This window comes from Stutzerimonas stutzeri (genome assembly GCF_024448935.1).
GTDB classification, from domain to species: Bacteria; Pseudomonadota; Gammaproteobacteria; order Pseudomonadales; family Pseudomonadaceae; genus Stutzerimonas; species Stutzerimonas stutzeri_AO.
The window spans coordinates 1-25,422 of the sequence record NZ_JAMOIE010000033.1 but is presented as its reverse complement, the minus strand read 5'-3'; the positions used below and the strand labels follow the sequence as shown (position 1 = coordinate 25,422).

The window sequence follows — 25,422 nt, the reverse complement described above, 5'->3', positions numbered from 1 at the left end:
CTGGCCGGTCGTTTAGTAACTTTTCTATGCAGCATAACGGCACTCCAAACCAAGGATTGAACATGGACGAAGCGGACTTCACTCACCGGGAACGTAACCGGCCTACCGTCACCCTGCTGACCGGCAATGAGCTTCTCGGGCTGTTCTTCAAGCACTTTCTTGGTGAACAGGCTCAGCTAGAGGTAGCCCTGGCGCGGCTCGAGAAGATCGTTCCGGGCAGCACCGATCTCTACCTGCTCGACTCGGGAAACAGCCAGGCCGAGCAACTGTCAACGTTGCTCGATCAGCTCGACGAGCAGACACCCGTTGCGCTGGTCAATATCGCGCCGGAACAGGCCGAGCAACTGGTCGACAAGCATCCTGCCATTCGCGGCGTGTTTTACAGCCACGCCACTCGCGAGCACCTGCTCGACGGCATCCAAGTGCTCCTCGAAGGCGGCGACTGGCTGCCGCGGGTCTTGACCGAACGCCTGCTCAGCCAGTGGCGGCGCATGCGCCAACTCGCTGGCAGCAAACCGTCGCTGACCCTGCGTGAGCGGGAAATCCTCAGCCTGGCCGGCAAAGGCCTGTCCAATGCCGAAATTGCCCAACAGCTGTGCCTCAGCCCCCACACCATCAAGAGCCATATCCACAACCTGTTGCGCAAGATCGGCGCCTCCAACCGGGCCGAGGCGGCCTTTCTGCTGCGCGGCCGTCTGGATTGGTCCGAGCCATGTCACGCCTGACGCTGGGCCTGTTGCTGCTGAGCCTGCTCGGCCCGGGGCAGGCTCAGGCAGCGCTGGGCCAGGTGGAAGGCGAGGCGGAGCTGAGCGGGCTGATCATCGACAACACCATCACTCGCTTCGGTCACGACTTCCACCGCTACCTGAGCTTTCAATTGCAGGACGCCAGCGCGCTTGAAGCCGATCTGGTGGTACGCGAACGGCCTTCCGCGCGCTGGGGCAGCCTGATCTGGGTGGAGTATGGGCAGCGCACGGTCTACCGGCGCTTTCTGCAGCCCAACGTGGCGGAGATCGAAGACATCGCCACCCAAGCCGCGCAGCTGATCCTGGAGGAGGTCAACCGCAGCAAACTGCAGAACCTGCTCCAGGACACCTTCGACCTGGACCGGGACGAGCTGTGACCTGTCAAAAAATTTAATCCGCCCCGTTCATCACGTAGCGCTTGTTTTGCACCGTTCGATGGATGTTCAGCGCCCCGCCTGCAGTCAAGAATCCGAACACTATTGCGAGGTGCCTGCATGGATTGTCTAGCCCTGTTCCGCCGCGGCGTGCTCGCCGCCCTTCTGCTCACCGGTCACACGGTTCATGCGGCCGATCTGATGGACAACGGAGATCTTGCGGGAGGCTTATTGAGCCTCGCTAATCAGTCGGCGGCTGCGCTGCAATTGCCCGACATGCAGGTCGCGCGAGTGCTGCAAACCGGCAGCGACAACCTGGCCGACGTAAGCCAGACCGGCACGGCTCAGCTGGCGAGCATCATGCAACAGGGCAGCGACCAGCAGGCCTTCATCCTCCAGCAAGGCGAGAACCAGATCGCCAGCATTCTGCAGATTGGCCAGGGCAACCTGGCCGACATCAGCCAGATCGGCAGCGACAACCAGGCCGCGATCGCTCAGATTGGTTCGAACAACGCTGCCAGCATCGAACAGCTCGGCAGCGGCTTGAGCAGCAGTGTCACCCAATACGGCAGCGGCCAACGCGTCCAGATCGTCCAGCATCGCTAATCACCAGCATCGCTAATAAAAGGGTAACCCTATGCGCAGTCTGCATCTCCTCGCGTCAGCCGCTTTGCTGTCTGTCGCCGTTGGCGCCCATGCCGACAACAGCGCCACACTCGTGCAGACAGGCAACGGCAACGACGCCACGATTGACCAGACCGGCCTGCTGAACGAGGCGACAATCCGGCAGAACGGAACGGCCAACAACGGCGCGATCTACCAAGGCGTAATCGCTGAGCTGAATGTGGCCAGTATCGTGCAGATCGGCAGCAATAACGCCTCTATCTACCAAGATGATGAAACTCGCTTCTCAACCGCCAACGTCTATCAGCAGGGCACCGGCAACCGCGCCGTGGTCGAGCAGCACTGGTATTCCAATGAGCTGCAGATCAGCAGCATCGGCGACAACAATTCCATTTCGGCCACTCAAAATGGTATCGCTCGGGCCGAGGCACGTCAGATTGGCAACGGCAATTCGCTGGTAATGACGCAAGACGGCTTTTACCACGGAAATTGGACAGCTGTGTATCAGGTCGGCGACGAGAACAGGGCTAGCATCGAGCAGGGCGATGGCAGCGATATTCAACTGGCCCAGAACGGCAACCTGAATACCGCAACGATTTCGCAGAACAGTCTGTTTGGTGAAGTCGAGTTCAGTCAGGCTGGCGACGACAACCTGCTGACAATCGAGCAGAGCGGGCGCAGCAATGCATTCCGAGGCTCGTCAACTGGAAATGGCAACAGCGTCGAGTTGCTGCAATGGTTCGATGGCAACCAAGCCAGCGTCGTGCAATCCGGCGATGACAACATCGCCGCCATCGACCAGCTAGCCGGCTACAACGAGGCCCGCATCAACCAGGTCGGCATGGCAAACCAGGCCTCGATCACTCAGAACGCCGAACTCATGAACGCGGTGATTTCGCAGACGGGGACCGGCAACATGGCCGCCGTCACCCAACAGTGATCCAGACCTTGACCACCACCCATGCTCACCGCGACCCTCGCCGCCATGCTGCTCGCCTCCGCCGGTCCCGTTGATGCTCGCCTGGAGCTGCTGCCCGAAGCCGACCGGCTGAACGTGCGGTTGTGCTTCAGCAGTGCCGAACCCCACCGGCTTAGCTACCAGCTGGAAGTGCGTTCCAAGGGCCACGCCGGTACCAGCCGCAGCCGCCAATCGGGCGAGCTGACCAGCGGGCCTGAAACGCAGTGTCCGCTGAACAACCGACTCGGTATCGCACCCGACGGCCAGATCGAGGCGACGGTCACCTGGTCCGTTGATGGCCAGCAGCAAGCGCCTCTGCATCAGACCTATCCTGCAACCCAACCCACCGATTCGGCGCCCTCGGCGCCAGATCCCACGCCTGCTGCTGCGGATCATCTATTCGTCAGGGCCGATTCAAACCGGCGATAGCGGTCTTGGCTGGCTGCGTGCAAGCCGGCGCCCCACCTCAATCCCCTTCAGCTCGACGTAGTGATACGTCAGGCTCGATATCGCCAACACCAGGGCCAGTTCAAGCAGGGTCAGCAGGTCGTCGACCAGGACGCTGCCGCTGCTGATATAGCGCATGATCTGCTCGCTTCCCGGCTGCTGCACAATGGTGGTGTATTCGGTCAGAACCTGCCCGCTGTATCTCGGCATCGCCAGCAGCGCCATCCAGCCCGGGCTCGATCAACCGTTGCCATCCATCGCCTGCCCGGAACCGGAAGCGCGGCCACGGCTTCTACCGAGCCAATCCACATCGTTGCTATCCGAGGAGATCCCGATGCGCATTTCTCTCAAACCCTTGCCTGAGCAGGTCATCGTCATCACCGGTGCTTCGAGCGGGATCGGCCTGGCGACCGCGCGCCTCGCCATCGAAAGAGGTGCACGCGTGGTGCTGGTGGCGCGTAACGAAGAAGCCCTGCTCGACATCGAGCGTGACTTGAACGCGGGGGACCGGGTCCTTCACGTCATGGCCGATGTCGGCCAGCGCGCGCAGCTGGAACGCGTCGCCAGCGAGACCGTCGCCCGTTTCGGTGGCTTCGACACCTGGATCAACAATGCCGGCAGCTCGGTATGGGGACGCTTCGATGAGGTCAGCGACGAAGACCACTATCAGGTGATGCAGACCAACTTCTGGGGCACTTACTACGGCTCATCCGTCGCCGTTAAGCATCTGCGCGACAAAGGCGGTGCCCTGATCAACATCGGCAGTGTCGAATCGGCCAATGCCCTGCCCTTTCACAGCAGCTACAGCGCCAGCAAGCATGCGATCAAGGCGATGACCGACGTGCTGCGCGTCGAGCTGCAGAAGTCACACACGCCGGTATCGGTGACCCTGGTACGCCCCTCCTCGACCGACACCCGGTTCATGGACCACTCGAAAAACTACCTGCCCAGCGCCCCGGTGTTTCCGCCGCCGGTCTATGCTCCCGAAGTGGTGGCGCGGGCGATCCTGCATGCCGCCGAGTACCCGCAGCGCGACGTTTACATCGGCAATGCCAGGCTGCTGTCGCGACTCGCACAGAACGCGCCGCACCTGGCCGACTGGATCAACCGCACCTTTGTCTACGACACCATCAAGAGCGGCCGCCCAGACCGACACCCGCGCGGCGCGCTCTACGCCAGCGATGTCGGCAGCGTGGGTGACGGCAGCGCCAGTGGCGATTATCCGGGCATGGTGCTGACTCGCACCCTGTACACCCGTGCCAGCCAGCATCCGGTCGCGACCACTGCCGCCGTGGCGGTGGGGGCAGCAGCATTGGTCGCCCTGCTGGGGCGTCGCGGGCGCTAGCTGACCACCAGCGCAGCCCAGGCTGCGCTGGCCGCATGATCGTTCAGCTCAGGTTCAGTCAGGGTTCAGGCGCTGTTCAGCGTCCCGCAGGCAGGATGGAGACGTAAATTTCTCCATGCCTGCAAAGGAGCGACACATGAACAGGTTGCATACCCTGGCCATCGCCACCACCCTCAGTATCTTCAGCCTCGGCGCCCAAGCCGCCGACAACTTTGCCGGTCTTACCTGGGGCGAGAGCACCTTCAACATCGACCGCTCCAGCACTTTGAAGCAGAACATGCCGGGCGCGAACCGCTTCGATGACACCATCAAGAACAGCGGCACCTGGGGCATCCGCGCCGGTCAGATGACCGACGAAGCACGCTACTATGCCACCTACGAAAACGTGTCCGACGACTACGGCAGCTCGCTCAAGCTGCGTCAGCAGAACCTGTTCGGCAGCTACGACCTGTTCCTCCCGGTCGGCGACACTACCCGCCTGTTCGGTGGCGCCAGTGCCGGTCTGACCAAGCTCGAGAACGAGTCCAGAGGATACCGCCGCGACAGTGACATCGGTTATCTGGTGGGCCTGCAGGCTGGTGTGCTGCAAGACGTCGGCAATAACACCTCGATCGAAGCGGGTTACCGTTATCTGCGTAGCAACGCCGGCACCGAAGTGGCCGAGCGCGGCGTTGGCAAGGTCGGTTCGATCGACCTGCATAGCACCAAGCAGGCCTACCTGGGCGTGAACTACACGTTCTAAGCAGGCGCGCTTGCCTCGACAGGAACACGGCCGGGCTTGTCCCGGCCGCTTGCATGACAGGAGCCGCACATGAAAGTACTGGTGGTGGAAGACGAGGCGCTGCTGCGCCACCACCTACTGACTCGCCTGAGCGAAAGCGGGCACGTGGTCGACGCGGTGGCCGACGCCGAAGAGGCGCTCTATCAGACCCGCGAGTTCAATCATGACCTAGCGGTGGTCGACCTCGGCCTGCCGGGCATCTCCGGGCTGGATCTGATTCGCCAGTTGCGCAGCAATGGCGAGCGGTTTCCCATCCTCATCCTCACGGCGCGCGGCAACTGGCAGGACAAGGTCGAAGGACTGGCCGCCGGTGCCGACGACTACGTGGTCAAACCCTTCCAGTTCGAGGAGCTGGAGGCACGGCTCAACGCGCTGCTGCGACGCTCGTCCGGCTTCAGCCAGGCCAGCATCGAGGCCGGGCCGTTGAGGCTCGACCTCAACCGCAAACAGGCGCTGGTCAATGACGAGCCCCTGCCGCTGACCGCCTACGAATACCGCATCCTCGAATACCTGATGCGCCACCAGCAGCAGGTAGTCGCCAAGGAGCGCCTGATGGAGCAGCTCTACCCGGACGACAACGAACGCGACGCCAACGTCATCGAGGTACTGGTCGGCCGGCTGCGGCGCAAGCTGGAAGCCCAAGGCGGGCTTAAACCCATCGATACCGTTCGCGGCCTGGGTTATCTGTTCACCGAGCGCTGCCGATGAGCCTCAATGGGCGCCGCTTGCGCGTGCTGGCTCGGGCCGCACGCAACGGCAGCCTGTCACTGCGCCTGCGCCTGATGCTGGGCGCCACCTGTCTCGCCGTTCTGTTCATGCTTGCCCTGCTGCCGGTGCTGCAGGCTGCGTTCAGCCTCGCCTTCGAGCGGGTCATCGAAGAGCGCCTGGCCGCCGATGCCAATACACTGATCACCGCATCGCGCATCGAACAGGGCCGATTGGTGATGCCGGAGCGGTTGCCCGACGAAGAGTTCGATCTGCCCGATGCCAAGCTGCTGGGCTACATCTACGACCCGCAAGGCAAACGGCTCTGGCAGTCGCGTTCGGCCGAAGATGAATCCATCGACTATCAGCCGCGCCTGAACGGCCATGTCACCGAGTTCAGGCGGGTCCGCGACGCCGATGGCGTCGAGTACTTCGTCTACGATGTCGAGCTGCGCCTGACCGATGACGACCGTCAGGCGTTCAGCTTCGTCACCATGCAACCCACCAGCGAATACCGCAGCCTCTTCGAGGAATTTCGGCAACAGCTCTATCTCTGGCTCGGCGGCGGGCTGCTGGTGCTACTGACGCTGCTTTGGCTGGGCCTGACCTGGGGCTTTCGCTCGCTCAAGCGCCTGAGCCTCGAGCTGGATCAGGTCGAGGCGGGGCGGCTGGATCGGCTCAGCGATCGACACCCCCGCGAACTGCTGCGCCTGACCCGCTCGCTGAACCGGTTGCTCGACGGCGAGCGTAGCCAGCGCGAGCAGTACCGCAACTCCCTGGGCGACCTGGCCCACAGCCTGAAGACGCCGTTGACGGTGCTGCAGAGCGTCGGCGAAGTGATCAGCACGCAGCCGGACAACCGCGAACAGTCCCGTGTGATGCGCGCGCAGATCGAGCGCATGAGCCAGCAGATCGGCTACCAGCTGCAGCGGGCGAGCCTCGGCCAGAGCGGCCTGGTGCGCCACCGGGTAGCGCTGCAGCCGCTGCTGGTGCGCCTGTGCAGCACGCTGGACAAGGTCTACCAGGACAAGCGCGTGCAGGTCGAACTGCAGGTTCCGGCAAAGGCCACCCTGCCGCTGGAACAGGGTGCGCTGATGGAACTGCTCGGCAACCTGCTGGAGAACGCCTACCGACTTTGTCTCCATCAGGTACGCATCAGCCTGCAGCAAGGCGACCAATACCTGACGCTGAGCGTCGAAGATGACGGCCCCGGCGTGCCGGTCGACCAACGCGCCCGCATCCTGCGTCGTGGTGAACGGCTGGACGCCCAGCACCCTGGCCAAGGCATCGGCTTGGCAGTGGTGAAGGACATCATCGACAGCTACGGCGGCGAGCTCAGGCTCGACGATTCCACGCTTGGCGGTGCTGCGTTTCGGTTGCGCCTGCCGGTGGATTGAGCCGACGAAAGGATCTGTTGATTGATGCCTGTTCCGGGTGGCGGCTGCTACAGTTCGTAGCCCTGCCACTTACCGGACGCGACAAATGTCACTGGACGACAACAAACGGCTGGTCCGCCAGCACATCGATCTGAGCTGGAACCGCGGACACCTGGCTGTCCAGGCCCTCGGGCTGGTTGCGGGCGGCCATTGCACCTTCCCCCCGTGTGCCGGTCGGCTTCTGGCTGCAGGACTGGCTGGACCTCAGCCGTAACCCTTACGACCGGCTTGGCCATTTCTTCCAGGGCGTTGTGCCGGCCCTTATCGCGCGGGAACTGCTGGTGCGTAATGAGCGGGTTCATGGCAGACACCTGGTGCCGTTTGTCTGCGTAAGCATGGCGATGATGCTCAGCGCGCCCAGCTCGACAAGGCCCGGCGCCGCTGCGCGCGGCGCGTCACCGCGATCGCCCAACGCCTGCCAGCGTCGCCACGCTGATCGACTCCGACCGGCAGAACGCCGCCACGCCCACATCACTGGCCGCGAACCGCGCCAGCACCGCACGCCGCTCCGCCGCACTGTGCCGTCGCCGCCGTTCATCCACTTGCGTCACCATCTGCAGGCCCCCGTGTCGCCCAATCACTGGAGTCATTCTCCGCAAGGCGCAGCGCAAGAGAAGAACGTCGGGAGTTACCGCTTACGCATGGCCTGCATTTAGAATTCGAGTTTAGCTGGAGGAGAGCAAGTTGATTTATCGGACTTGTAAAACAATTTGGATAAATCAATGAGATGTGGCGCACCAGGCGGGATTCGAACCCACGACCCCTGCCTTCGGAGGGCAGTACTCTATCCAGCTGAGCTACTGGTGCGTTGCGGGGCGCAATCATACGCATGTCGCTCGCGGTCGTCCATGGCGCTTCGGCGGGTACGTGGCAGACGGAGCGGGGCGCCAGGCGGCGGTCTGGCCGGTCATCAGGCTGAGCTATCGCGCGTTGGGTTTTCCGAACATGACATTGCTGATTCTGGGGTGCAGGCTTTAGGATTCGTTCGAGATTTCAAACGCTCGTCATTCGGCAGGAACCCCGAGGCAAGTCCTCGTTCTGACCTAGGTCGGGCGGTTCCACTGCCAACTGCCCCGTACGGCCTCAAGGCCTTGATTCATTTCCGGCGCCGTGCCGGCTCTCAGGAGACTGCCATGCAACTCAAAGACACCAAGCTGTTCCACCAGCAGGCTTATATCGACGGAGCCTGGCAGGACGCGGACAGCGGCCAGACCATCAAGGTCAACAATCCGGCCAGCAACGAGATTCTCGGTACCGTGCCGAAGATGGGCGCTGCCGAAACCCGCCGTGCCATCGAAGCGGCCGAGCGCGCCTTGCCAGCCTGGCGTGATCTGACGGCCAAGGAGCGCTCGCAGAAGCTGCGCCGCTGGTTCGAACTGATGATGGAGAACCAGGATGACCTGGGCCGTCTGATGACCTTGGAGCAGGGCAAGCCGCTGGCCGAATCCAAGGGCGAGATTGCCTACGCCGCCTCGTTCATCGAGTGGTTTGCCGAGGAAGCCAAGCGCATCTATGGCGACACGATTCCGGGGCACCAGACAGACAAGCGGATCATCGTCATCAAGCAGCCGATCGGCGTGACCGCAGCCATCACGCCGTGGAATTTCCCGGCGGCGATGATCACCCGCAAGGCCGGCCCGGCGCTGGCCGCTGGTTGCACCATGGTGCTCAAGCCTGCCAGCCAGACGCCGTTCTCCGCGCTGGCCCTGGCCGAACTGGCCGAACGCGCCGGCATCCCGAAAGGTGTGTTCAGTGTCATCACGGGCTCGGCCGGCGACATCGGTGAAGAGCTGACGGCCAACCCGACTGTGCGCAAGCTCAGCTTCACCGGCTCCACGGAAGTCGGTGCCAAGCTGATGGCCCAGTGTGCGCCGGGGATCAAGAAGCTCTCGCTGGAGCTGGGCGGTAATGCGCCGTTCCTGGTCTTCGATGACGCCGACCTGGACGAGGCCGTGAAGGGCGCCATGCAGTCCAAGTACCGCAACGCGGGGCAGACCTGTGTGTGCGTCAACCGCATCTATGTCCAGAACGGCGTGTACGACGAGTTCGCCAAGAAATTCCAGGCCGCGGTGGAAAAGCTCAAGGTCGGCAATGGCCTGGACGAGGGTGTCGATATCGGCCCGCTGATAGACGACCGCGCTGCGGCCAAGGTCAAGGAACACATCGAAGATGCCGTCGCCAATGGTGCCCAGGTGCTCACCGGCGGCAAAGCGCATCAGATGGGCGGCAGCTATTTCGAGCCGACGCTGATGGTCAACGTGCCGCATGACGCCAAGGTGGCCAAGGAAGAAACCTTCGGCCCCCTGGCGCCGCTGTTCCGCTTCAAGGACGAGGCCGAGGGCATCGCCCTGGCCAATGACACCGAATTCGGCCTGGCGGCGTACTTCTATGCCCGCGATCTGGGTCGCGTGTTCCGTGTGGCCGAGGCGATCGAGTCGGGAATGATCGGCATCAACACCGGCATGATTTCCACCGAAGTGGCGCCGTTCGGTGGCGTGAAGTCCTCCGGTTTGGGTCGCGAAGGTTCGAAGTACGGGATAGAGGAATACCTCGAAATCAAGTATCTCTGTCTGGGCCTATGACGCCTGACGCTGCGTCCCGGCAGTCTGCGTATGGCCTGCCGGGGCGTTTGTCGCCGTAGGGGCGATTTGTTCGGCCTGGGCGGGGGGTTATCCGGGCGAATGAATTCGCCCCTACGGGGGCGTCGGCGTTTATGGGCGCGGACTTGTTCGCCCGCGTGCGCCAGGGTGTCGCTGCGCTCTTCGGTGCGCTGCCTCGCCGCGCGCGCTCCGTGTCGTCCTTCGCGCTACGGCCTGTCTGCCTCTAGGTTGGCCGACAGGTTGGCGGCGGCTCACCTATCGACATTCAGAAATGGCTCGACTATTCTGCTGTGCGAAACCTGATTCCGTGAAATAACAAATCCAATCATCATGTTCACAAGCGGAGGCCTGCCATGACGGACGTCGTACGGCTCGAACTTCAGGGCGAAGTCGCTCTGATCACGGTCAACAATCCACCGGTCAACGCGCTCGGCCAGGCGGTGCGTGAAGGTCTGCTGCAGGCCTTTCAGAGCGCCGAGGCGGACCCGCAGGTCCGTGCCGTGGTGCTGGTCTGCGAGGGCAGTACCTTCATTGCCGGCGCGGACATCAAGGAATTCGGCAAGCCGCCGCAGGCACCGAGCCTGCCCGAGGTGATCGACGTCATCGAGGGCGCCAGCAAGCCCAGCGTCGCGGTGATTCACGGCACCGCCCTCGGTGGCGGCCTGGAAGTCGCGCTGGGCTGCCATTACCGCATCGCCCGACGGGACGCCAAGGTCGGCCTGCCGGAAGTGAAGCTGGGTCTGTTGCCCGGCGCCGGCGGCACCCAGCGCTTGCCGCGTCTGGCCGGCGTCGAGAAGGCGCTGGACATGATCGTCAGCGGCACGCCGATCGGCGCGGCAGAGGCGGTGGAGCACAATATCGTCGACGAGCTCTTTGAGGGTGATCTGGTGGACGCCGGCCTCGCTTACGCCCGGCGTATGGTCGATGAAGGCCGCGCCCCGCGACGCACTGGCGAGCAGACCCAAGGCCTTGAGGGCGCCGACAACGAGGCCCTGATCCGTGCCAAGCACGCTGAAGTCGCTAAGCGCATGCCTGGGCTGTTCTCGCCGCTGCGTTGCATCGCGGCGGTCGAGGCGGCAACCAAGCTGCCGCTGGCCGAAGGTCTCAAGCGTGAGCGTGAGCTGTTCGCCGAGTGCCTGAACTCGCCACAGCGGGGTGCCTTGGTCCATTCATTCTTCGCCGAACGCCAGGCGGGCAAGATCAACGATCTGCCATCCGACGTCAAACCGCGGCCGATCAAGACCGCCGCGGTGATCGGCGGCGGCACCATGGGTGTCGGTATCGCCCTGAGCTTCGCCAATTCCGGCGTGCCGGTGAAGCTGCTGGAGATCAATGAAGACGCGCTGCAGCGTGGCTTGCAACGTGCCCGCGATACCTATGCCGCCAGCGTCAAGCGCGGCAGCCTGACTGCCGATGCGATGGAACAGCGCCTCCAGCTGATCGAAGGCGTTACCGATTACAGCGCTCTGACCGACGCCGACGTGGTGATCGAGGCGGTGTTCGAGGAAATGGGCGTCAAGCAGCAGGTCTTCGAGCAGTTGGACGCAGTGTGCAAACCCGGTGCGATCCTCGCGTCCAACACCTCGTCACTCGATCTGAATGCCATCGCGGCCTTCACCAAGCGCCCTGAAGACGTGGTCGGCCTGCATTTCTTCAGCCCCGCCAATGTGATGCGCCTGCTCGAAGTGGTGCGTGGCGCGAAGACCAGTCACGAGGTGCTGGCCACCGCGATGGCGATCGGCAAGCAACTGAAGAAGGTCTCGGTGGTGGTCGGCGTCTGCGACGGCTTCGTCGGTAACCGTATGGTCTTCCAGTACGGTCGTGAGGCGGAGTTTCTGCTGGAGGAGGGCGCCACGCCGCAGCAGGTCGATGGCGCGCTGCGCAACTTCGGCATGGCCATGGGGCCCTTCGCCATGCGCGACCTGTCGGGCCTCGACATCGGCCAGGCGATCCGCAAGCGCCAGCGCGCGACATTGCCGGCGCATCTGGATTTCCCCACCGTGTCCGACAGGCTCTGCGCCGCCGGCATGCTCGGCCAGAAGACCGGCGCTGGCTACTACCGCTACGAGCCGGGAAACCGCACGCCACTGGAGAACCCTGAACTCTTGCCTATGCTGGAAGCGGCGTCGCGGGAAAAAGGTATCGAGCGGCGAGAGTTGGACGAGCAGTACATCGTCGAGCGGACCATCTTCGCGCTGGTCAACGAAGGCGCCAAGATCCTTGAGGAAGGCATCGCTCAGCGCTCCAGCGATATCGACGTCATCTACCTCAACGGCTACGGCTTCCCGGCCTTCCGCGGCGGGCCGATGTACTACGCCGACAGCGTTGGGCTGAACACCGTGCTGGCGCGGGTTCGCGAACTCCACGCACGGTGCGGTGACTGGTGGAAGCCGGCACCGCTATTGGAAAAACTGGCCGCCGAAGGCCGTACTTTCACCGAATGGCAGGCCGGGCAATGAGCGCCGCCCGCCTGCACCCTGCCGATCGGATTTCGAGGATTCATCCATGAACGTCAACTACACGGCCGAGGAACTCGCCTTCCGCGATGAAGTGCGTGCCTTCCTGAAAAGCGAGCTGCCGGCGGATATCGCCGCCAAGGTCAAGCTCGGCAAGCACATGTCCAAAGCGGATCACGAGCGCTGGCAGCAGATCCTGGTCAAGCGCGGCTGGTACGCACCGGGCTGGCCGGTGGAGCTGGGCGGCACCACCTGGGGCCCGGTGGAAAAACACATTTTCGACGAAGAGTGCGCCGCCTTCGGTGCCCCACGTAGCGTGCCCTTTGGCGTCAACATGGTCGCCCCGGTGATCATCAAGTTCGGCACCCAGCAGCAGATCGACCATTACCTGCCGCGCATCCTTTCCGGCGAGGACTGGTGGTGCCAGGGCTATTCCGAGCCGGGCGCCGGTTCCGACCTTGCCAGCCTCAAGACCCGCGCCGTGCGCGACGGCGACCATTACGTGGTCAACGGCCAGAAGACCTGGACCACCCTCGGCCAGCACGCCAACATGATCTTCTGCCTGGTGCGCACCGACCCCGAAGCCCAGCAGCAGCGCGGCATCAGCTTCCTCCTGATCGACATGAAGAGCCCGGGCATCAGCGTGCGGCCGATCATCACCCTGGACGGTGACCACGAGGTCAACGAAGTCTTCTTCGACAACGTCCGCGTGCCGGTGGAAAACCTCGTCGGCGAGGAAAACCAGGGCTGGACCTGCGCCAAGTACCTGCTGACCCACGAGCGCACCGGCCTCGCCGGCATCGGCGCCTCGAAGGCGGCGCTGGCGCATCTGAAGCGCATCGCCATGAAGGAAGTCTGCGACGGCAAGCCGATGCTCGAAGACCCGCTGTTCCGCGCCCAGGTCGCTGAGGTCGAAATGCAGCTGATGGCCATCGAGATGAGCACCCTGCGCATTCTTGCGGCGGCGAAGGAGGGCGGCGTGCCCGGTGCCGAGTCCTCGATCCTCAAGGTCAAGGGCACCGAGATACGCCAGGCCATCACCCACTTGCTGCGCAAGGTCATCGGCCCCTACGCGCTGCCGTTCCTCGAAGAGGAAATGCAACTGGACTACGACGGCGAGCTCTTGCACGCCGACTACAGCGCGTCGCTGGCCGGTGACTACTTCAACATGCGCAAGCTGTCGATCTTCGGCGGCTCCAACGAAATCCAGAAGAACATCGTCTCGAAGATGATTCTCGAGCTGTAAGGGGGCACCGCAATGGACTTCAAACTGACTGAAGAGCAGCAAATGCTGCAGGACACCGCGGCGCGTCTGGTGCGCGACGCCTACCCGTTCGAACAGCGCGAGAAATTCAGCGAATCGGAGCTGGGTTTTTCCGCCGAGTTCTGGGGCCAGCTGGGCGAGCTGGGCCTGACTGCCGTACCCTTTGCCGAAGAGATTGGCGGCTTTGGCGGTGGTGGTGTGGAAACCATGCTGGTGATGACCGAGCTGGGCCGGGGCCTGACCCTGGAACCCTACCTGCAATCGGTGATCTTCGGCGGCGGCTTGCTCAATCAGCTGGGCAGCGACGCGCAGAAAGAAAATCTGCTGCCCCAGGTCGCGGCCGGTTCGCTGCAACTGGCGGTGGCCTTCGACGAGCCGCAGAGCCACTACAACCTGCACGACGTACAGACCAAGGCCGAGGCGGCCGACGGCGGCTATCGCCTGTCCGGACGCAAGGCCGTGGTGATCGGCGGGCACAGCGCCGGGCAGATCATCGTCTCGGCGCGCACTTCCGGTGACAGCCGCGACGAGGCCGGCATCAGCCTGTTCCTCATCGACCCGAACGCCCGGGGCGTCAGCCGTCGCGTCTACCCGACCATCGACGGGCGCAAGGGCTGCGACTTGTTCCTCGACAACGTGCAGGTGGGTGCAGACGCTTTGCTCGGCGAAATCGGCAACGCGCTCCCGGCGCTGCGCTACCAGCAAGGCCGCGCCATCGCCGCGCAGTGCGCCGATGCCCTCGGCAGCATGGACGAGGCCTGCAAGCTGACCCTCGACTACCTGAAGACGCGCAAGCAGTTCGGCGTGCCGATCGGCAAGTTCCAGGTGCTGCAGCACCGCATGGTGGACATGCAGACCGAGCGGGAACAGGCCACCAGCATGGCGATCCTCGCCGCGACCTTCGCCGACGGCGAAGACAGCGACGAGCGTCGTCGCATCATCGCCGCCGCCAAATACATCTGCGCCCGCGCCGCGCGCAAGGTCGCCGAGGAAGCCATCCAGCTGCACGGCGGCATCGGCATGACCTGGGAATACAACCTCGCCCACCACGCCAAGCGCCTGGTGATGATCGCCCACCAGTTCGGTGACGACGATCATCACCTGAAGGCTTACGCCAAGCTGATGCAGGTGGCGTAACGCGCCAATCGCAATACAGCAACCGGACCTCACGGCCCGGTTTTGCTTTCCTGTCATATATCCGCAGCGCTTGGCCTTCTGCCGGCAGGTATGGCAAAGCGGTTACATCCTATGTGAATTACTAGGTGATCGAGCATCAGGTTGACCAGGCGTTTGCCGTCAACCAGCACCAGCCCTTCGACCGAGCGGGAGAAGTCGACGGCCTGGGCGGTGAAGCCGGAGGTGGTGATGAACACGCCGCGCCTGGCTTTCTGTCCGGCCAATGCGCCGTAGAAAGCTTGCAGTTCGGGGCGGCCGACGGTGCTCTGCCAGCGCTTGGCCTGCACGTAGACCTTTTCCAGCCCCAGCGCATCGAGCGAGATCACCCCGTCGATGCCGCCGTCGCCGCTGCCGCCCACCTGCTGCAGGGCCTGGCGGTTCGCGCCGTAGCCCAGGCTGTGCAATACGTCGAGCACGATGTGTTCGAAGCGCGTCGGGCTGGCTTGCAGCAGGCTGTCCAGCAGATCGCCCGCCACGCTGGTGCGCAGCTCGAGGATGGCCTGGTTCAGCCCCTCCTGTGGGCTGCTGGTGGCGATTTCGGCCTGAACGATCGGTGCCTGAGTGTCGCTGCTTCCATCCAGCGAGGCGGCGTCCGGCGCCGGCTTCAGCTTCACACTCATGAAGCTCATCGCCAGCTGCTTGACCTGCTCAGAACTCAGCGGAGCCGGGTTGGCCTGGGAGAAGGCGAGCCCGTCGTCGGTCAGCTTCCAGTAGCCGCGCTTGGCGCTGCTGGAGTAGCCGGCGCGCTTGAGCCGGTCGTGCGCCCAGCCTGCGCGGTTCTTGTAGGTGGCCTGGCCGCTGGTGGTGGTCTCCTGCCGCTGCATTTCGTTCAGGTCGAGCGCCTAAGCGGCGGCTTCGTGAGCCTCCCCCGCCGTGGCACCTTCGGGGCGGGCGGCGAGAAAACGCAGGATGGGTTCGATGAACTGGTCGTAGGTCGGCACGGACATGGTTCGTTCTCTTCCTGATGCGATGGCTTAGCTCGGCATAGCGGCCCGGCGACCGCGTTTGGCCTTTGGCGCGGCGGCGCGTTGGGCCTTGATGCGGTCCAGCAGCACGCTGGCGGGTTCGTCGTCTGGGTCTTGCGGCACCAGTTCGCCGCGGAAAGCCTTGGCGAGAATGCTCTGGGTCAGGTGGTCGATGCGCGCCTGAGCGGCTTTGACGCGGGCTTCGAGTTGATCGGCGAAGGCGAACAGTTGCTCGACACGGCGGACGATTTCGGTTTGTTCTTCAAAAGGCGGATATGGCACCGGGAGTTCTTTTATGCGTTTTAAGGCGAGCTTTCCTTGGGCTCCCGACTTTATCTCATGTCGAATTAGTTCTTGGAGATACTGGCTTCTCAGCCAAGCTGCCAAGTAATCACTATTCAACGAGGTTTTAAAATTACAGATTTTTGCAGCGTTCTCTGTAAGGTTGAAGCCATCACAACGATGCGGGATAACCCCAGCATCACCAATGCATGCGCCAACGATAGTTATATAAACGTCACCAGAGTTAACGATATATTTCGATATCTTGGGATGCACATGACTCGGGACAAAAAGCTGCCCCTCTGTAGATACAGTACCGTCTTTCAGTTGGCCCGCACGAATGTACGGGTGTCCCGTATTGTCAGGAGTGAGCTCTTCACCCTTAGGTAACCTCTTTCCACCTTTTACTTCAGTAAGATGCCCAACGCTTAGCCATTTCCAAGAGTTGGGAATTTGAAGCTCAGTGTGGGTATTAATGTATTCGTCATTATCCCGCCACTCTTCCGTCAACCGCCCGCAAACGGCGGCGGCGAGGACGGATTGGCGGAAGCGTTTGTGCAGCGCGGGGATGCCGTCGATGCGGGCTTTCAGGGTGTCGACCTGGGCCAGCAGTTCGTCGAGCTTGGCGGCGATGCGGGCTTGTTCGGCGGCGGGCGGCACCTTTACTGGGTAGCTCTCCACGAATTGCTTGGGCACCCGGCGCAGGCCTACCGCCCCCGTCATGTTTTCCGCGCCTTCACGTAGAAAGTTGTGGCTCTTGACTAATGCCAATAGGTATTTGGCCGAGACATCAGCGCAGGTTCGGCGAAGTACAAAAAACTCGCTGCTTCCTGCACCGATGCCGTTCGGCAATCCCTCGACATGGGCCGCCTTACCGTTTTCAAAACAGGGCGTGACCTTGGCGAAAATCACATCGCCATCCTTGAAGTTTGTGTAAGCCTTCTTGATCTCGCCCCACGGGCGCTCATCGAAGCGCAGTTTGCCTCGGAAGGTGGTGGGTGCATGGGACATGGGCACAAAACCGGCGACGGTTTCATCGTCGAATGCCTGCTTAGGATTCAGGTCCGCCAAATCGCTAATACACGCTTCGGCCCAGCCAGCCGGCAATTCGCTCATTGCGGTTCACCCACTTCCAGCTTCTCGCTTCCAGCTTCCGGCTGCTCAAATCCCATCACCTCTGCCATCAGCTGCTTCTGTGCCGCCACTTCATCCCCGGCGCCCAACGCCTTCATCAGCTCTTCCAGCTCATGCAGCGCCTCGGTCAGTTCGGCCATCGCCTCGCCGGCCAGCACTTCCGGGGCGGGGAGGTCGGCGGCGTCGAGGCTGCTTTCGTCCTTGAGCCAGCTGATATCCAGCGAGTCGCCGCGTTCGCGGATCTGCTCGCGGGTAAAGCAGCGGAAGCGGCTGGCCTCGCCGATGCCCTCGACGTTCTCGGCGCGCGGGCTCCCGCCGTTCGGGTCTTCGCCATAGGCGTCCTCGAAGGGCTTGAGGTGGGTAGGGCCGAAGGGGGTGCGCTTGCCGAAGCTGGGCATGTTGCTGCGCAGGTCGTAGATCCACACGCGCCCGGTGCAGCGCTCTTCCTGGCGCGGGTTGTCGGCCGTGCCTTTCTGGAAGAACAGCACGTTGGTCTTCACGCCCTGGGCGTAGAAGATGCCGGTGGGCAGCCGGAGGATGGTGTGCAGGTTGCACTTGTCCATCAGGTCGCGGCGCACCTCGGTGCCGACGCTGGCCTCGAACAGGACGTTGTCCGGCAGCACCACGGCGGCGCGCCCGCCGGGCTTGAGGCCGCGGTAGATGTGCTGGAGAAAGGCCAGCTGTTTGTTGCCGGTGCGGTAGGTGAGGTCGTCGCGGGTCGGCCCGCCGCCGCCCTTGGCGGTGCCGAACGGCGGGTTGGAGAGGATGATGTCCACCTTGGGCAGCCCCGCACCGGTCTGGCCGAGGGCGTTGCCCAGATGCACCACGCCCTCGGCGTCGCCTTCCATGCCATGCAGCAGGCAGTTCATCAGCGCCAGCCGGCGGGTGCCGGACACCAGCTCGACGCCGACATAAGCGTCGGTGCGCTGGAAACGGCGTGCCTTGTCGTCGAGGTCGTAGAGATCGTCGGTGTGCTGCTTGATGTAGGCGTCGGCGGCGATGAGAAAGCCTGCGGTGCCGGCGGCCGGGTCCTGAATGGTTTCGAGCGGCTGCGGCTTGATGCAGCGGATGATGCTGTCGATCAGCGGGCGCGGGGTGAAGTACTGGCCGGCGCCGGACTTGGTCTCGCTGGCGTTCTTCTCAAGCAGGCCTTCATAGAGGTCGCCGAGGCCGTCTTCGCGGGCGCTGAACCAGTCGATGCCGTCGAGGCTCTTGATCAGCTGCTCGAGGTGGCGCGGCTCCTTCAGGCGGGTCTGGGCGTCGGCATAGATGGCGGCGATCAGCGGGTCCGGGTTCTTGCCCAGGTCCAGCAGCATCTGCCGGTAGTGGTCGAGCAGATTGAGCCCGGACTTGCCAGCCAGGTCCGGCCAGCGCGCGCCTTCGGGCAGCTTGTGGCCGAAGCTGTCGTTGTTCTGCACCTGCTCGTATTCCATCTTGATGAACAGCAGCAGCACCAGCTCGGTGACGTAGTCGCTGTAGTTGATGCCGTCGTCGCGCAGGACGTCGCAGAGGTTCCAGAGCTTCTGGACGATGTCGGAGTTGGTCATGGGTTACCTGTGGCGAAAGTGTTAGAGGCGCCGGGTTACCCGACGCATCGGTGTGTTGTGCCTGTTCAGTCTTGGGCGGTGCCCTGTTCAGCCTGTAGTGCGCGGCCGGCTGCGGTCAGGCGATAGCGTTGTTTGCTGCTGTTGGGTTTGTCCGGGATGGTCATCTCGACCAGGCCCAGCGCCAGCAGCGGGGCCAGTACCTGTTCGCGAAACTTGCTGCGGTTGCTGCGCCCGGTGAACGTCATCAGTTCTGGGGCGGCGTGATCACCGGTCATCCTGCGCAGCAGCGCAAGGGGCTCCGGTGGCAAGGGCGGATTGGCCTCGGCGGTCTGCGAACCTGGTCCCGACCTGGTCCCGACTTGGTCCTGACTTGGTCCCGACTGGGTCCCGGCTTGGTCCCGGCCTGGTCCCGAAGCAGTCCCGCTTTCCAACGGTCGCCGAATCACCACCCTGAACTGGTTGCCCTCCCGGTCGTCATTTAGCTCAATCGTCGGCCAGGCGTCGATCGCACGCGGGATGCCGGTGCCCAGGCCACGATAGGGCAGGATGTGTACGGCATGAGAGGTAAGCGTCGGGTTGCGGCGGTTGGACAGGCCGAATCGAATCTTCTGCGTATCGAGGACATCCGGCAAGTGTCCAGGGCTGATCAGTTCGATCCGATCGGCAAAGATCATCAGCCGGATGGAGGCACTGACAAAGTAATCACGGTGAATCAGGGCATTGACCAGCAACTCTTCGAATACCTCCTCCGGGACTTCCAGCTGACCGAGGGTGTTGAAGCCTTGCTGGCGCTGCACATGCCGCAGGTTGCGCTTGATGAAGGCCAGGCTGCGTCGGTACTGCTCCACCAGATTGCCGTCGATGTCTTCGCTGTCGAGGTAGTGGCGGTCATGCAGGACCGTGCCCGGAAACGCCACGGCCTTGAAATCGAAGGCCGGGCATAGGCGTTGTGGCGCCTTGCCGAAGAGCAGCAAGCCGGCCAGGTTGGGCGTGCCGCCACTGGCGAGGCCGAGATTTTCCAGGATGCGCATGGTTTCCAGGCCCGCCTGCTCGGGGCTTTGCCGGAAACGCCGTTGGAAGTACTCGCCAAGCGCTTTTGCATCGATATCCGCCGCGCTGCTGCCCGCGACCGGAACCGCATCGGCGCACACCAGCCCGGCCTGTTGGAATAATCGCTGCAGTTCTTCACGGGCCGTGACCCGACGCTTGTCTGCGCCGCTCTTGACCCAGATGCGCCCGTGACTGTCGACATAGGGTTTGTTCAAGCCCTGGTCGACCGTCACCACCATGACCAGGCCGTGCTCGGTCTGGATGTTGCGGGACAGCGGGTTGATCGCTGGCTTGACGTTCTGCGAGGCGGCGTTGGAAAGCATCTGGTTGAGCCGCGAAACGTCGGCGCCACTCAGCCCGCTCACCGCGCCGGAGTCGTCTACGCCAATCAGTAAATGGCCGCCGGACGTATTGGCGAACGCTACCAGTTCGGCCGCCAGGGCATCGATGTTGCTGAAGTCGCGCTTGAACTGGTGGCGGCTGTCTTCACCACGGGCAAGAATCTGTTGAAGCTCGACAGGGGTCATGGGGTGTCTCTGGAAATCGCGGTACTGGAGTCAGGCAGCAGCCATTGTCCGTTATTAATAAGCACAGTGGCCAATCACCGGCGAGGCAGCTTCACCCCGTTTGCTGCACCCAAAGATTGTCGTTCAGCGCTTCCAGCACCACGCCGAGATTGCCACCAAGCATCTTGTCCAACCGGGTGCTGCCGCCGTCGTTCCGGAACGCCTCGCCGATCTGCTTTTCGTCGATCACGACCTCATGCACTAGCTGCTTGGCCAGGCGCTCCAGCCACTTGCGCTGAACTGGTGTCCATTGCTGCAGGGTATAAATCTTCTCCATGGCCTTGGCCACGCGTTGCTCGAATGGCAGCAGGGCTTCGCCGAGGGCGGCGCGGCGGATGAAGCCGACGATGCTGGCGGCGATTTCCTGGTTGGTCTGGTTGCGCCATGCGCTTTGCAGGTTCACTTCGCTATAGCCATGCCCATCGAGCAGCAGGCGCACCTCGCGCAACTGCTCTCGGGTCAGGTCCTGCGGGCGATTGACCACCACGCCCAGGGCCACCGACTGGTTGAGCTGGTTCCGGATGAAGTCGTTGAAGCTTTCCAAATAGTCGGCGGGCTTCTGGTTGGCGCCGTAGTTCTGCTCGCGGACCATCAGTTCGTCCGTATGGGTGGAGATAACCGGGTAGTTCTCGGAGCCGAGCAAGGCATTGACCGTGGCGAGCTGATCGAGCAGTTGGGCATGCTGCTGGATAAATTGTGCGGCCTGCTGCGGGCCAAGCTGGTGCAGGTGCTGGTGCAGCTTGTCCGGCGCCACGCCCCAGGCGTCTTCGAGTTCGGCGAGTTTGTTCTTGAGGGTCGGCTTGCTCTCGGCCTTGTGGCTGGCCTTGCGCAGGATGCGCATGACCCGCTGGCTGAGCTGGTCGAGTACATCGTGCGCATGGCTGGTGTCGGGTTGGCTGCCGGGCGCATCGAGGCTGGCTGGGTTGGTGAGCTCGTTGACCAGCTGTTCGAGGCTGATACTCGGGTCTTTCACCAGGGGCTTCATGGTGTCCACTGGCTCAAGGCTGGCGTAGAGATCGACCGGGTCGTAAATTTTGAATACGGTCTTGCCGATTTCGTCGCAGCGGCGAGTGGCGCGGCCTTTCATCTGTTCATAGAGGATGCGCGAGCGCACCCGGCGCATGAACACGATATGGCAGATGCGCGGCACGTCGATGCCGGTGGTCAGCAGATCAACGGTGATGGCGATGCTCGGGTAGCGCTCGTTCTTGTACTGGCGGATCAGCTGTACGACCTTGTCACTCTGGCCGGTGATGATCTGCACCGCGGCCTGGTTGTAATCCTCTCCGTGGTACTCCTTGAAGGCGTCGTCGAGCAGGTTCTTTACGCGCTCGGCGTGGGCCTGGTTGACGCAGAAGATCATCGCCTTCTCGTCGCCCGAAGGATCGAGCTCCTGGGCCAGCTGCTTGCAGATGACCTTGTCGAAGCCGGGCGTGATCACGCGGCGGTTGAAGGATTCGATCTCGAAGTCGAGCTCGTCCTCCAGTTCGGCTACGTCCACTTCTCCGGTGGCGGTATCGATGACACTAACGCTCTCGCCGCGGGTGAAGTGGATGCCGTTCTGGCTCAGCAGGGTCTGGTAGCGGATCGGCGGTTCGTGATCGATCAGCCAGTCGTCGGCCACGGCTTCGCGGTAGCTGTAGGTGAAGATCGGGGCGCCGAAGACTTCGCTGGTGTGTTTGGCCGGCGTCGCGGTGAGGCCGATGCGGCAGGCATCAAAGTAATCGAGCACGCGACGGTACTGCGACAGGTACTGGCTGACGTCGCGCACCGCCAGCTCGCCTTCGGTCATTTCCTGGTCGAGTGTGTAACCACGGTGGGCTTCGTCGACGATGATGCAGTCGAAGGCGTCGATGGGCGGCGGGTTGTCCGACTGGAAGATGCGCCGGACCATGGCCTGCACAGTGGCAACCTGGACGCGTGTTTCCGCCTCGGCGGCCATGTCGCCCAGTTCTTTGATGTCGTAGATCTGCGCCAGGGTGTGGTTTTGCTCGAGCGTCGCCTCGTTGAACGCCTCGATAGCCTGTTGACCGAGGGCGCTGCGGTCGACCAGAAAAAGAATGCGGCGGAAGCGCTCGGCCTTCAGCAGGCGGTACATCAGGCCGATGATGGTGCGCGTCTTGCCAGTGCCCGTGGCCATGGCCAGCAGACATTGGCGGCGGTTATCGGCGAGCGCCTGCTCGACGGCCTTGATGGCGTTTTCCTGATAGTCGCGCAGCTTGAGGTAGGCGAAGCCTTCCTGCTGGAGTTTCGCTTCGGCCTCTTCGCGGCTGCGCTGGAACAGGTCGCGCAGGCCGTCCGGGGTGTGGAAGTTCTGCAGCGGACGGCGCAGGTTGGCCGGGCTGCGCAGGTCACGGAACCAGATGCCGGACTGTTCGGCGAGCTGCTTGATGAAGGGGCGGCCATTGCAGGCGAAGGCGAACGGGACCTGAAAATGCCCGCCCTGGCCGTCGACCCAGCCGGTTGCGGGTCCGGCTGGCTGCAGATCGCCTGTGATGATCAGCTGGCGCGAATAGCGCTCGGCCTGGGGGATGCGGTCGGCAATGTTGATGCGCTTGCGCTTGGCCTCGACGATAGCGACCGGGGTGAGGCCGGCGAACAGCACATAGTCGGCGTTTTCTTTTGGCTTGCTGGTCGGCCATTCGGCGATGGCCTTGTTCTTACCCTTTTCCGGGCGAGCGCCCTTGTTGTACGTCAGGTCGAGCGAGTCGGCCGTCCAGCCGGCATCGTTGAGCTGCTGGTCGATGAGGATGCGGGTGAGGTCTTCGTTGAGGTCGAACTGGCTGCTGGCCTGCTGGGTTTTCTGGGTAACCTCCTGGCTGGCCTGTGGCTGGGCAGCCAGTTGCTGCTGCAGGGTTTTGAGGCTTTGTTCATGTTCGCTGCGTAGTTTGTGCAGAGCGGCTTCGTGCTCGACGGCCAACTGTTTATGGCTGCGAGATTCGGCATCCATCTGTTCGGCAAGTACGGCGTATTCCTCGGCCTCGCGCTTGAGCAGGTCGGCCAACTGCTGGTTGCTTTCCAGTTGCTGGCTGGATTCGCTCAACTGCGTCTTGAGCTGTTCTATCTGGCTTTGCAGGTCGCGCAGCGGGGCGCTAGGGTCGCTGGGGATGACGAAAGCGCCGGCTTTGAAAGTTCTGCCGGCCTTACCGAGTGCCTTGTGGTACCAGACGCACAACTCGCGCGCGACCTTGAGGCCATCCAGTGCTTCGCGGTGCTGGGTGCGGAACTGGTGGGTGGCCTTGTTGCCTTCGATGCGCAGGGTGTGGAACAGGCTGCGGATGTTCTGGTCCAGCTGGATCTCGCGGCTCAGCTTGTAGAGCAGGTCGGACTGGGTGGCAGTGGCCTCGAACTCCATGCCGGCGCGACTGGCCAGGTCCTGCGCCAGCGCCTCGCCGAGCTGGCGCAGTTTGATCAGCGTGGTGTTGGGGTCACTGGCGAATACCTGCTCCGCCGTGCTGGCGAGCTGAAAGAACACCGGATCGTGTTCCTTGAGAAAGGCGAAGTTACTGCTCTCGGCCATGTTCCATCCCTTGAAGTTACCCGCCGGTCATTCGGTCTTGCCGATACTGTGAGAAGGATGATGCCAGACGTAGCGCGGTGGGGGTACTCGGGATGGAGCTGCAAAATGAGTTAAGTCGAGCGGGAAGGTTGGTATGCAAGGTGCTGGTACGCAGCGTGGTACGCACGGAAAACGTACCTGTGAGGCCCAGCCAACGATGGGGAATCGTGCGCACGAGAGCCAAGAGGGAGCGGCTTGAAGAGATGCCTTTCCGTTCTGGTGTTAGCCCAGTGTTAGCCCGCAACAGAATCGAAAAAGGCCCGCATCGCTGCGGGCCTTGATCTATATGGTGCGGCACCAGGAGTGAAACTGGAAGCCTTTATGTCTTTAAGTTAAAGGATTGTCGTTGTATTGAAAGTATAAAGGGTACTCATAAAGGTACTCACCTTCCATTTCCCAGCGACGCCTTTTCCTTCGCCCCGATTTCTTCTCTCAGCGCAAGCTCAATGCGCCAGACGAGCTGAGGCAGTCTCTGCCGCATCAAGCTTTCAGCGGCTAGCTTTGATGGCTGATGTTCACAGGTACGCACCGTCTATATACTCAAATCATGGAACGTATCCAATCGATCAATCTCGCGCGTATAGACTGGTGTTGTGCCGATCACGGCATGACACGGGACGAACTCGCCCGTGAGATCGATATAGCACCTGCCAGCTTTGACAAAGTGATGGCCGGCGAGGCCGGTCTGACCTTCAACCAGCTGCGTAAGCTGGCGGCCTTTTTCGGGCGAGGCACCTTATTTTTTATGGAGCCAGGGCCGGTCAACGAGGCAAAGGTGCATTCGCCGCAGTTCCGCACCTTGAGCAATCAGAAGCCGGAGCTTTCGCACCGCTTGAAGCTGTTGATTGAGCGAGTGGAGCACCAGCGCACAGTGTTCCTTGCACTACGTGAGGAGCTTGATCCGACGGAGGTTGTGCGCTTCTCGCCGCCCGACCTGGCAGGCCTGAGTATTCCCGATGCGGCCAGCCGTGTGCGTGAATGGCTGGGGCTGGCGAACCGTAACAATTTCGACAGTTATCGTAAGGCCATCGAAGCGTGCGGTCTGTTGGTCTTCCGCAGTAATGGCTACAACGGTAAATGGCAGATTGCGAAGGAAAACCCAATCCTCGGTTTTTCGCTCTACGATCCTGAATGCCCGGTAATCGTCGTCAAGAAGCAGGATGCAGATACTCGCCAGAGCTTCACGTTGATGCATGAGTTGGGGCACCTACTCATTCATCGTGCAAGCTCGATTGACGATGAAGAGGATCTGCATTCGGCGGACGGTGAAGAGCAAGAGGCGAATGCCTTTGCCGGCCATCTGTTGGTCCCCGACCGGTTTCTGTTAAGCATTCGTGACAATGAGCGCCCTGTTGAGGTAGCCGAATTTGATGACTGGCTGGAACCACAACGCAGGGCGTGGGGTGT

At 62.6% G+C, this 25,422-nt stretch carries 21 protein-coding genes and 1 tRNA gene; 15 read left to right on the top strand and 7 right to left on the bottom strand.

The features are described 5' to 3' along the window. The first annotated feature begins 140 nt into the window (after positions 1–140). From NA637_RS11465 to csgH, 5 genes are all read left to right on the top strand, one after another. The gene (locus NA637_RS11465) at positions 141–725 is read left to right on the top strand and encodes a helix-turn-helix transcriptional regulator (RefSeq protein ID WP_256072382.1); all 585 of its coding nucleotides are present in this window, start codon (positions 141–143) and stop codon (positions 723–725) included. Beyond that, on the top strand, positions 713–1,123 hold the full coding sequence (locus NA637_RS11460; RefSeq protein ID WP_256072363.1) for a CsgE family curli-type amyloid fiber assembly protein: 411 nt from the start codon (positions 713–715) through the stop codon (positions 1,121–1,123). Before NA637_RS11465 ends, NA637_RS11460 begins: the two co-directional genes overlap by 13 nt. A 117-nt stretch (positions 1,124–1,240) precedes the next feature. Then, a complete protein-coding gene (locus NA637_RS11455; RefSeq protein WP_256072362.1) occupies positions 1,241–1,726 on the top strand; it encodes a curli production assembly protein CsgB in 486 nt (161 codons plus the stop codon). Positions 1,727–1,757: 31 nt separating this feature from the next. Beyond that, complete coding sequence (locus tag NA637_RS11450; protein ID WP_256072361.1) at positions 1,758–2,684, top strand: hypothetical protein; 927 nt, start codon at positions 1,758–1,760, stop codon at positions 2,682–2,684. A gap of 21 nt (positions 2,685–2,705) precedes the next feature. Beyond that, a complete protein-coding gene (csgH, locus tag NA637_RS11445; RefSeq protein ID WP_256072359.1) occupies positions 2,706–3,131 on the top strand; it encodes a curli-like amyloid fiber formation chaperone CsgH in 426 nt (141 codons plus the stop codon). Here csgH and NA637_RS11440 read toward each other — a convergent pair. After that, on the bottom strand, positions 3,117–3,374 hold the full coding sequence (locus NA637_RS11440; protein ID WP_256072358.1) for a hypothetical protein: 258 nt from the start codon (positions 3,372–3,374) through the stop codon (positions 3,117–3,119). The genes csgH and NA637_RS11440 overlap by 15 nt on opposite strands. Before the next feature lie 109 nt (positions 3,375–3,483). Between NA637_RS11440 and NA637_RS11435 the strand changes: the two genes are divergently transcribed. The 5 genes from NA637_RS11435 to NA637_RS11415 all read left to right on the top strand — a co-directional run bounded on the left by NA637_RS11435 (position 3,484) and on the right by NA637_RS11415 (position 8,072). Then, entirely contained in the window at positions 3,484–4,494 is a 1,011-nt protein-coding gene (locus NA637_RS11435; protein WP_256072357.1) for an SDR family oxidoreductase, read from the top strand. A gap of 136 nt (positions 4,495–4,630) precedes the next feature. Then, positions 4,631–5,236 (top strand): outer membrane beta-barrel protein, encoded by a 606-nt coding sequence (locus NA637_RS11430; RefSeq protein ID WP_256072356.1) that lies wholly within the window; start codon positions 4,631–4,633, stop codon positions 5,234–5,236. Between the two features lie 69 nt (positions 5,237–5,305). Next, on the top strand, positions 5,306–5,983 hold the full coding sequence (locus NA637_RS11425) for a response regulator (RefSeq protein ID WP_256072355.1): 678 nt from the start codon (positions 5,306–5,308) through the stop codon (positions 5,981–5,983). Next, positions 5,980–7,377: an ATP-binding protein gene (locus NA637_RS11420; RefSeq protein ID WP_256072354.1), complete on the top strand. Its 1,398-nt coding sequence runs from the start codon at positions 5,980–5,982 to the stop codon at positions 7,375–7,377. Before NA637_RS11425 ends, NA637_RS11420 begins: the two co-directional genes overlap by 4 nt. 206 nt (positions 7,378–7,583) lie before the next feature. After that, positions 7,584–8,072 carry a DUF2238 domain-containing protein gene (locus NA637_RS11415; RefSeq protein WP_256072353.1) on the top strand — a complete coding sequence of 163 codons (489 nt, stop codon included), beginning with the start codon at positions 7,584–7,586 and terminating at the stop codon, positions 8,070–8,072. A 74-nt stretch (positions 8,073–8,146) separates the two neighbouring features. Here NA637_RS11415 and NA637_RS11410 read toward each other — a convergent pair. Continuing rightward, positions 8,147–8,223: transfer RNA gene (locus tag NA637_RS11410), tRNA-Arg, on the bottom strand. A gap of 326 nt (positions 8,224–8,549) precedes the next feature. Here NA637_RS11410 and gabD point away from each other — a divergent pair. From gabD to NA637_RS11390, 4 genes are all read left to right on the top strand, one after another. Beyond that, the gene (gabD, locus tag NA637_RS11405; protein WP_256072352.1) at positions 8,550–9,998 is read left to right on the top strand and encodes an NADP-dependent succinate-semialdehyde dehydrogenase; all 1,449 of its coding nucleotides are present in this window, start codon (positions 8,550–8,552) and stop codon (positions 9,996–9,998) included. Between the two features lie 371 nt (positions 9,999–10,369). Beyond that, entirely contained in the window at positions 10,370–12,475 is a 2,106-nt protein-coding gene (locus NA637_RS11400; protein ID WP_256072351.1) for a 3-hydroxyacyl-CoA dehydrogenase NAD-binding domain-containing protein, read from the top strand. 46 nt (positions 12,476–12,521) lie between these two features. Beyond that, positions 12,522–13,718, top strand: a complete 1,197-nt coding sequence (locus NA637_RS11395) for an acyl-CoA dehydrogenase family protein (protein ID WP_256072350.1) — start codon at positions 12,522–12,524, stop codon at positions 13,716–13,718. Positions 13,719–13,730: 12 nt separating this feature from the next. After that, entirely contained in the window at positions 13,731–14,873 is a 1,143-nt protein-coding gene (locus NA637_RS11390; protein WP_256072349.1) for an acyl-CoA dehydrogenase family protein, read from the top strand. A 53-nt stretch (positions 14,874–14,926) separates the two neighbouring features. Here NA637_RS11390 and NA637_RS11385 read toward each other — a convergent pair whose 3' ends face one another. From NA637_RS11385 to hsdR, 5 genes are all read right to left on the bottom strand, one after another. Continuing rightward, a complete protein-coding gene (locus NA637_RS11385) occupies positions 14,927–15,736 on the bottom strand; it encodes a restriction endonuclease (protein WP_272889000.1) in 810 nt (269 codons plus the stop codon). A gap of 150 nt (positions 15,737–15,886) precedes the next feature. Further along, positions 15,887–17,275 (bottom strand): restriction endonuclease subunit S, encoded by a 1,389-nt coding sequence (locus NA637_RS11380; protein ID WP_256072348.1) that lies wholly within the window; start codon positions 17,273–17,275, stop codon positions 15,887–15,889. Continuing rightward, complete coding sequence (locus tag NA637_RS11375; RefSeq protein ID WP_256072347.1) at positions 17,272–18,840, bottom strand: HsdM family class I SAM-dependent methyltransferase; 1,569 nt, start codon at positions 18,838–18,840, stop codon at positions 17,272–17,274. Before NA637_RS11375 ends, NA637_RS11380 begins: the two co-directional genes overlap by 4 nt. Positions 18,841–18,905: 65 nt before the next feature. After that, on the bottom strand, positions 18,906–20,417 hold the full coding sequence (locus tag NA637_RS11370) for an RNA-binding domain-containing protein (RefSeq protein WP_256072345.1): 1,512 nt from the start codon (positions 20,415–20,417) through the stop codon (positions 18,906–18,908). Between the two features lie 91 nt (positions 20,418–20,508). Continuing rightward, positions 20,509–23,976, bottom strand: coding sequence for a type I restriction-modification system endonuclease (hsdR, locus tag NA637_RS11365; protein WP_256072344.1), 3,468 nt, complete (start codon positions 23,974–23,976; stop codon positions 20,509–20,511). Positions 23,977–24,562: 586 nt separating this feature from the next. On the opposite strand from hsdR, the gene NA637_RS11360 reads away from it, so the two are divergent. Then, positions 24,563–25,422, top strand: an 860-nt coding sequence (locus tag NA637_RS11360) for an ImmA/IrrE family metallo-endopeptidase (protein WP_256072343.1), incomplete at its 3' end; no start/stop codon positions are given.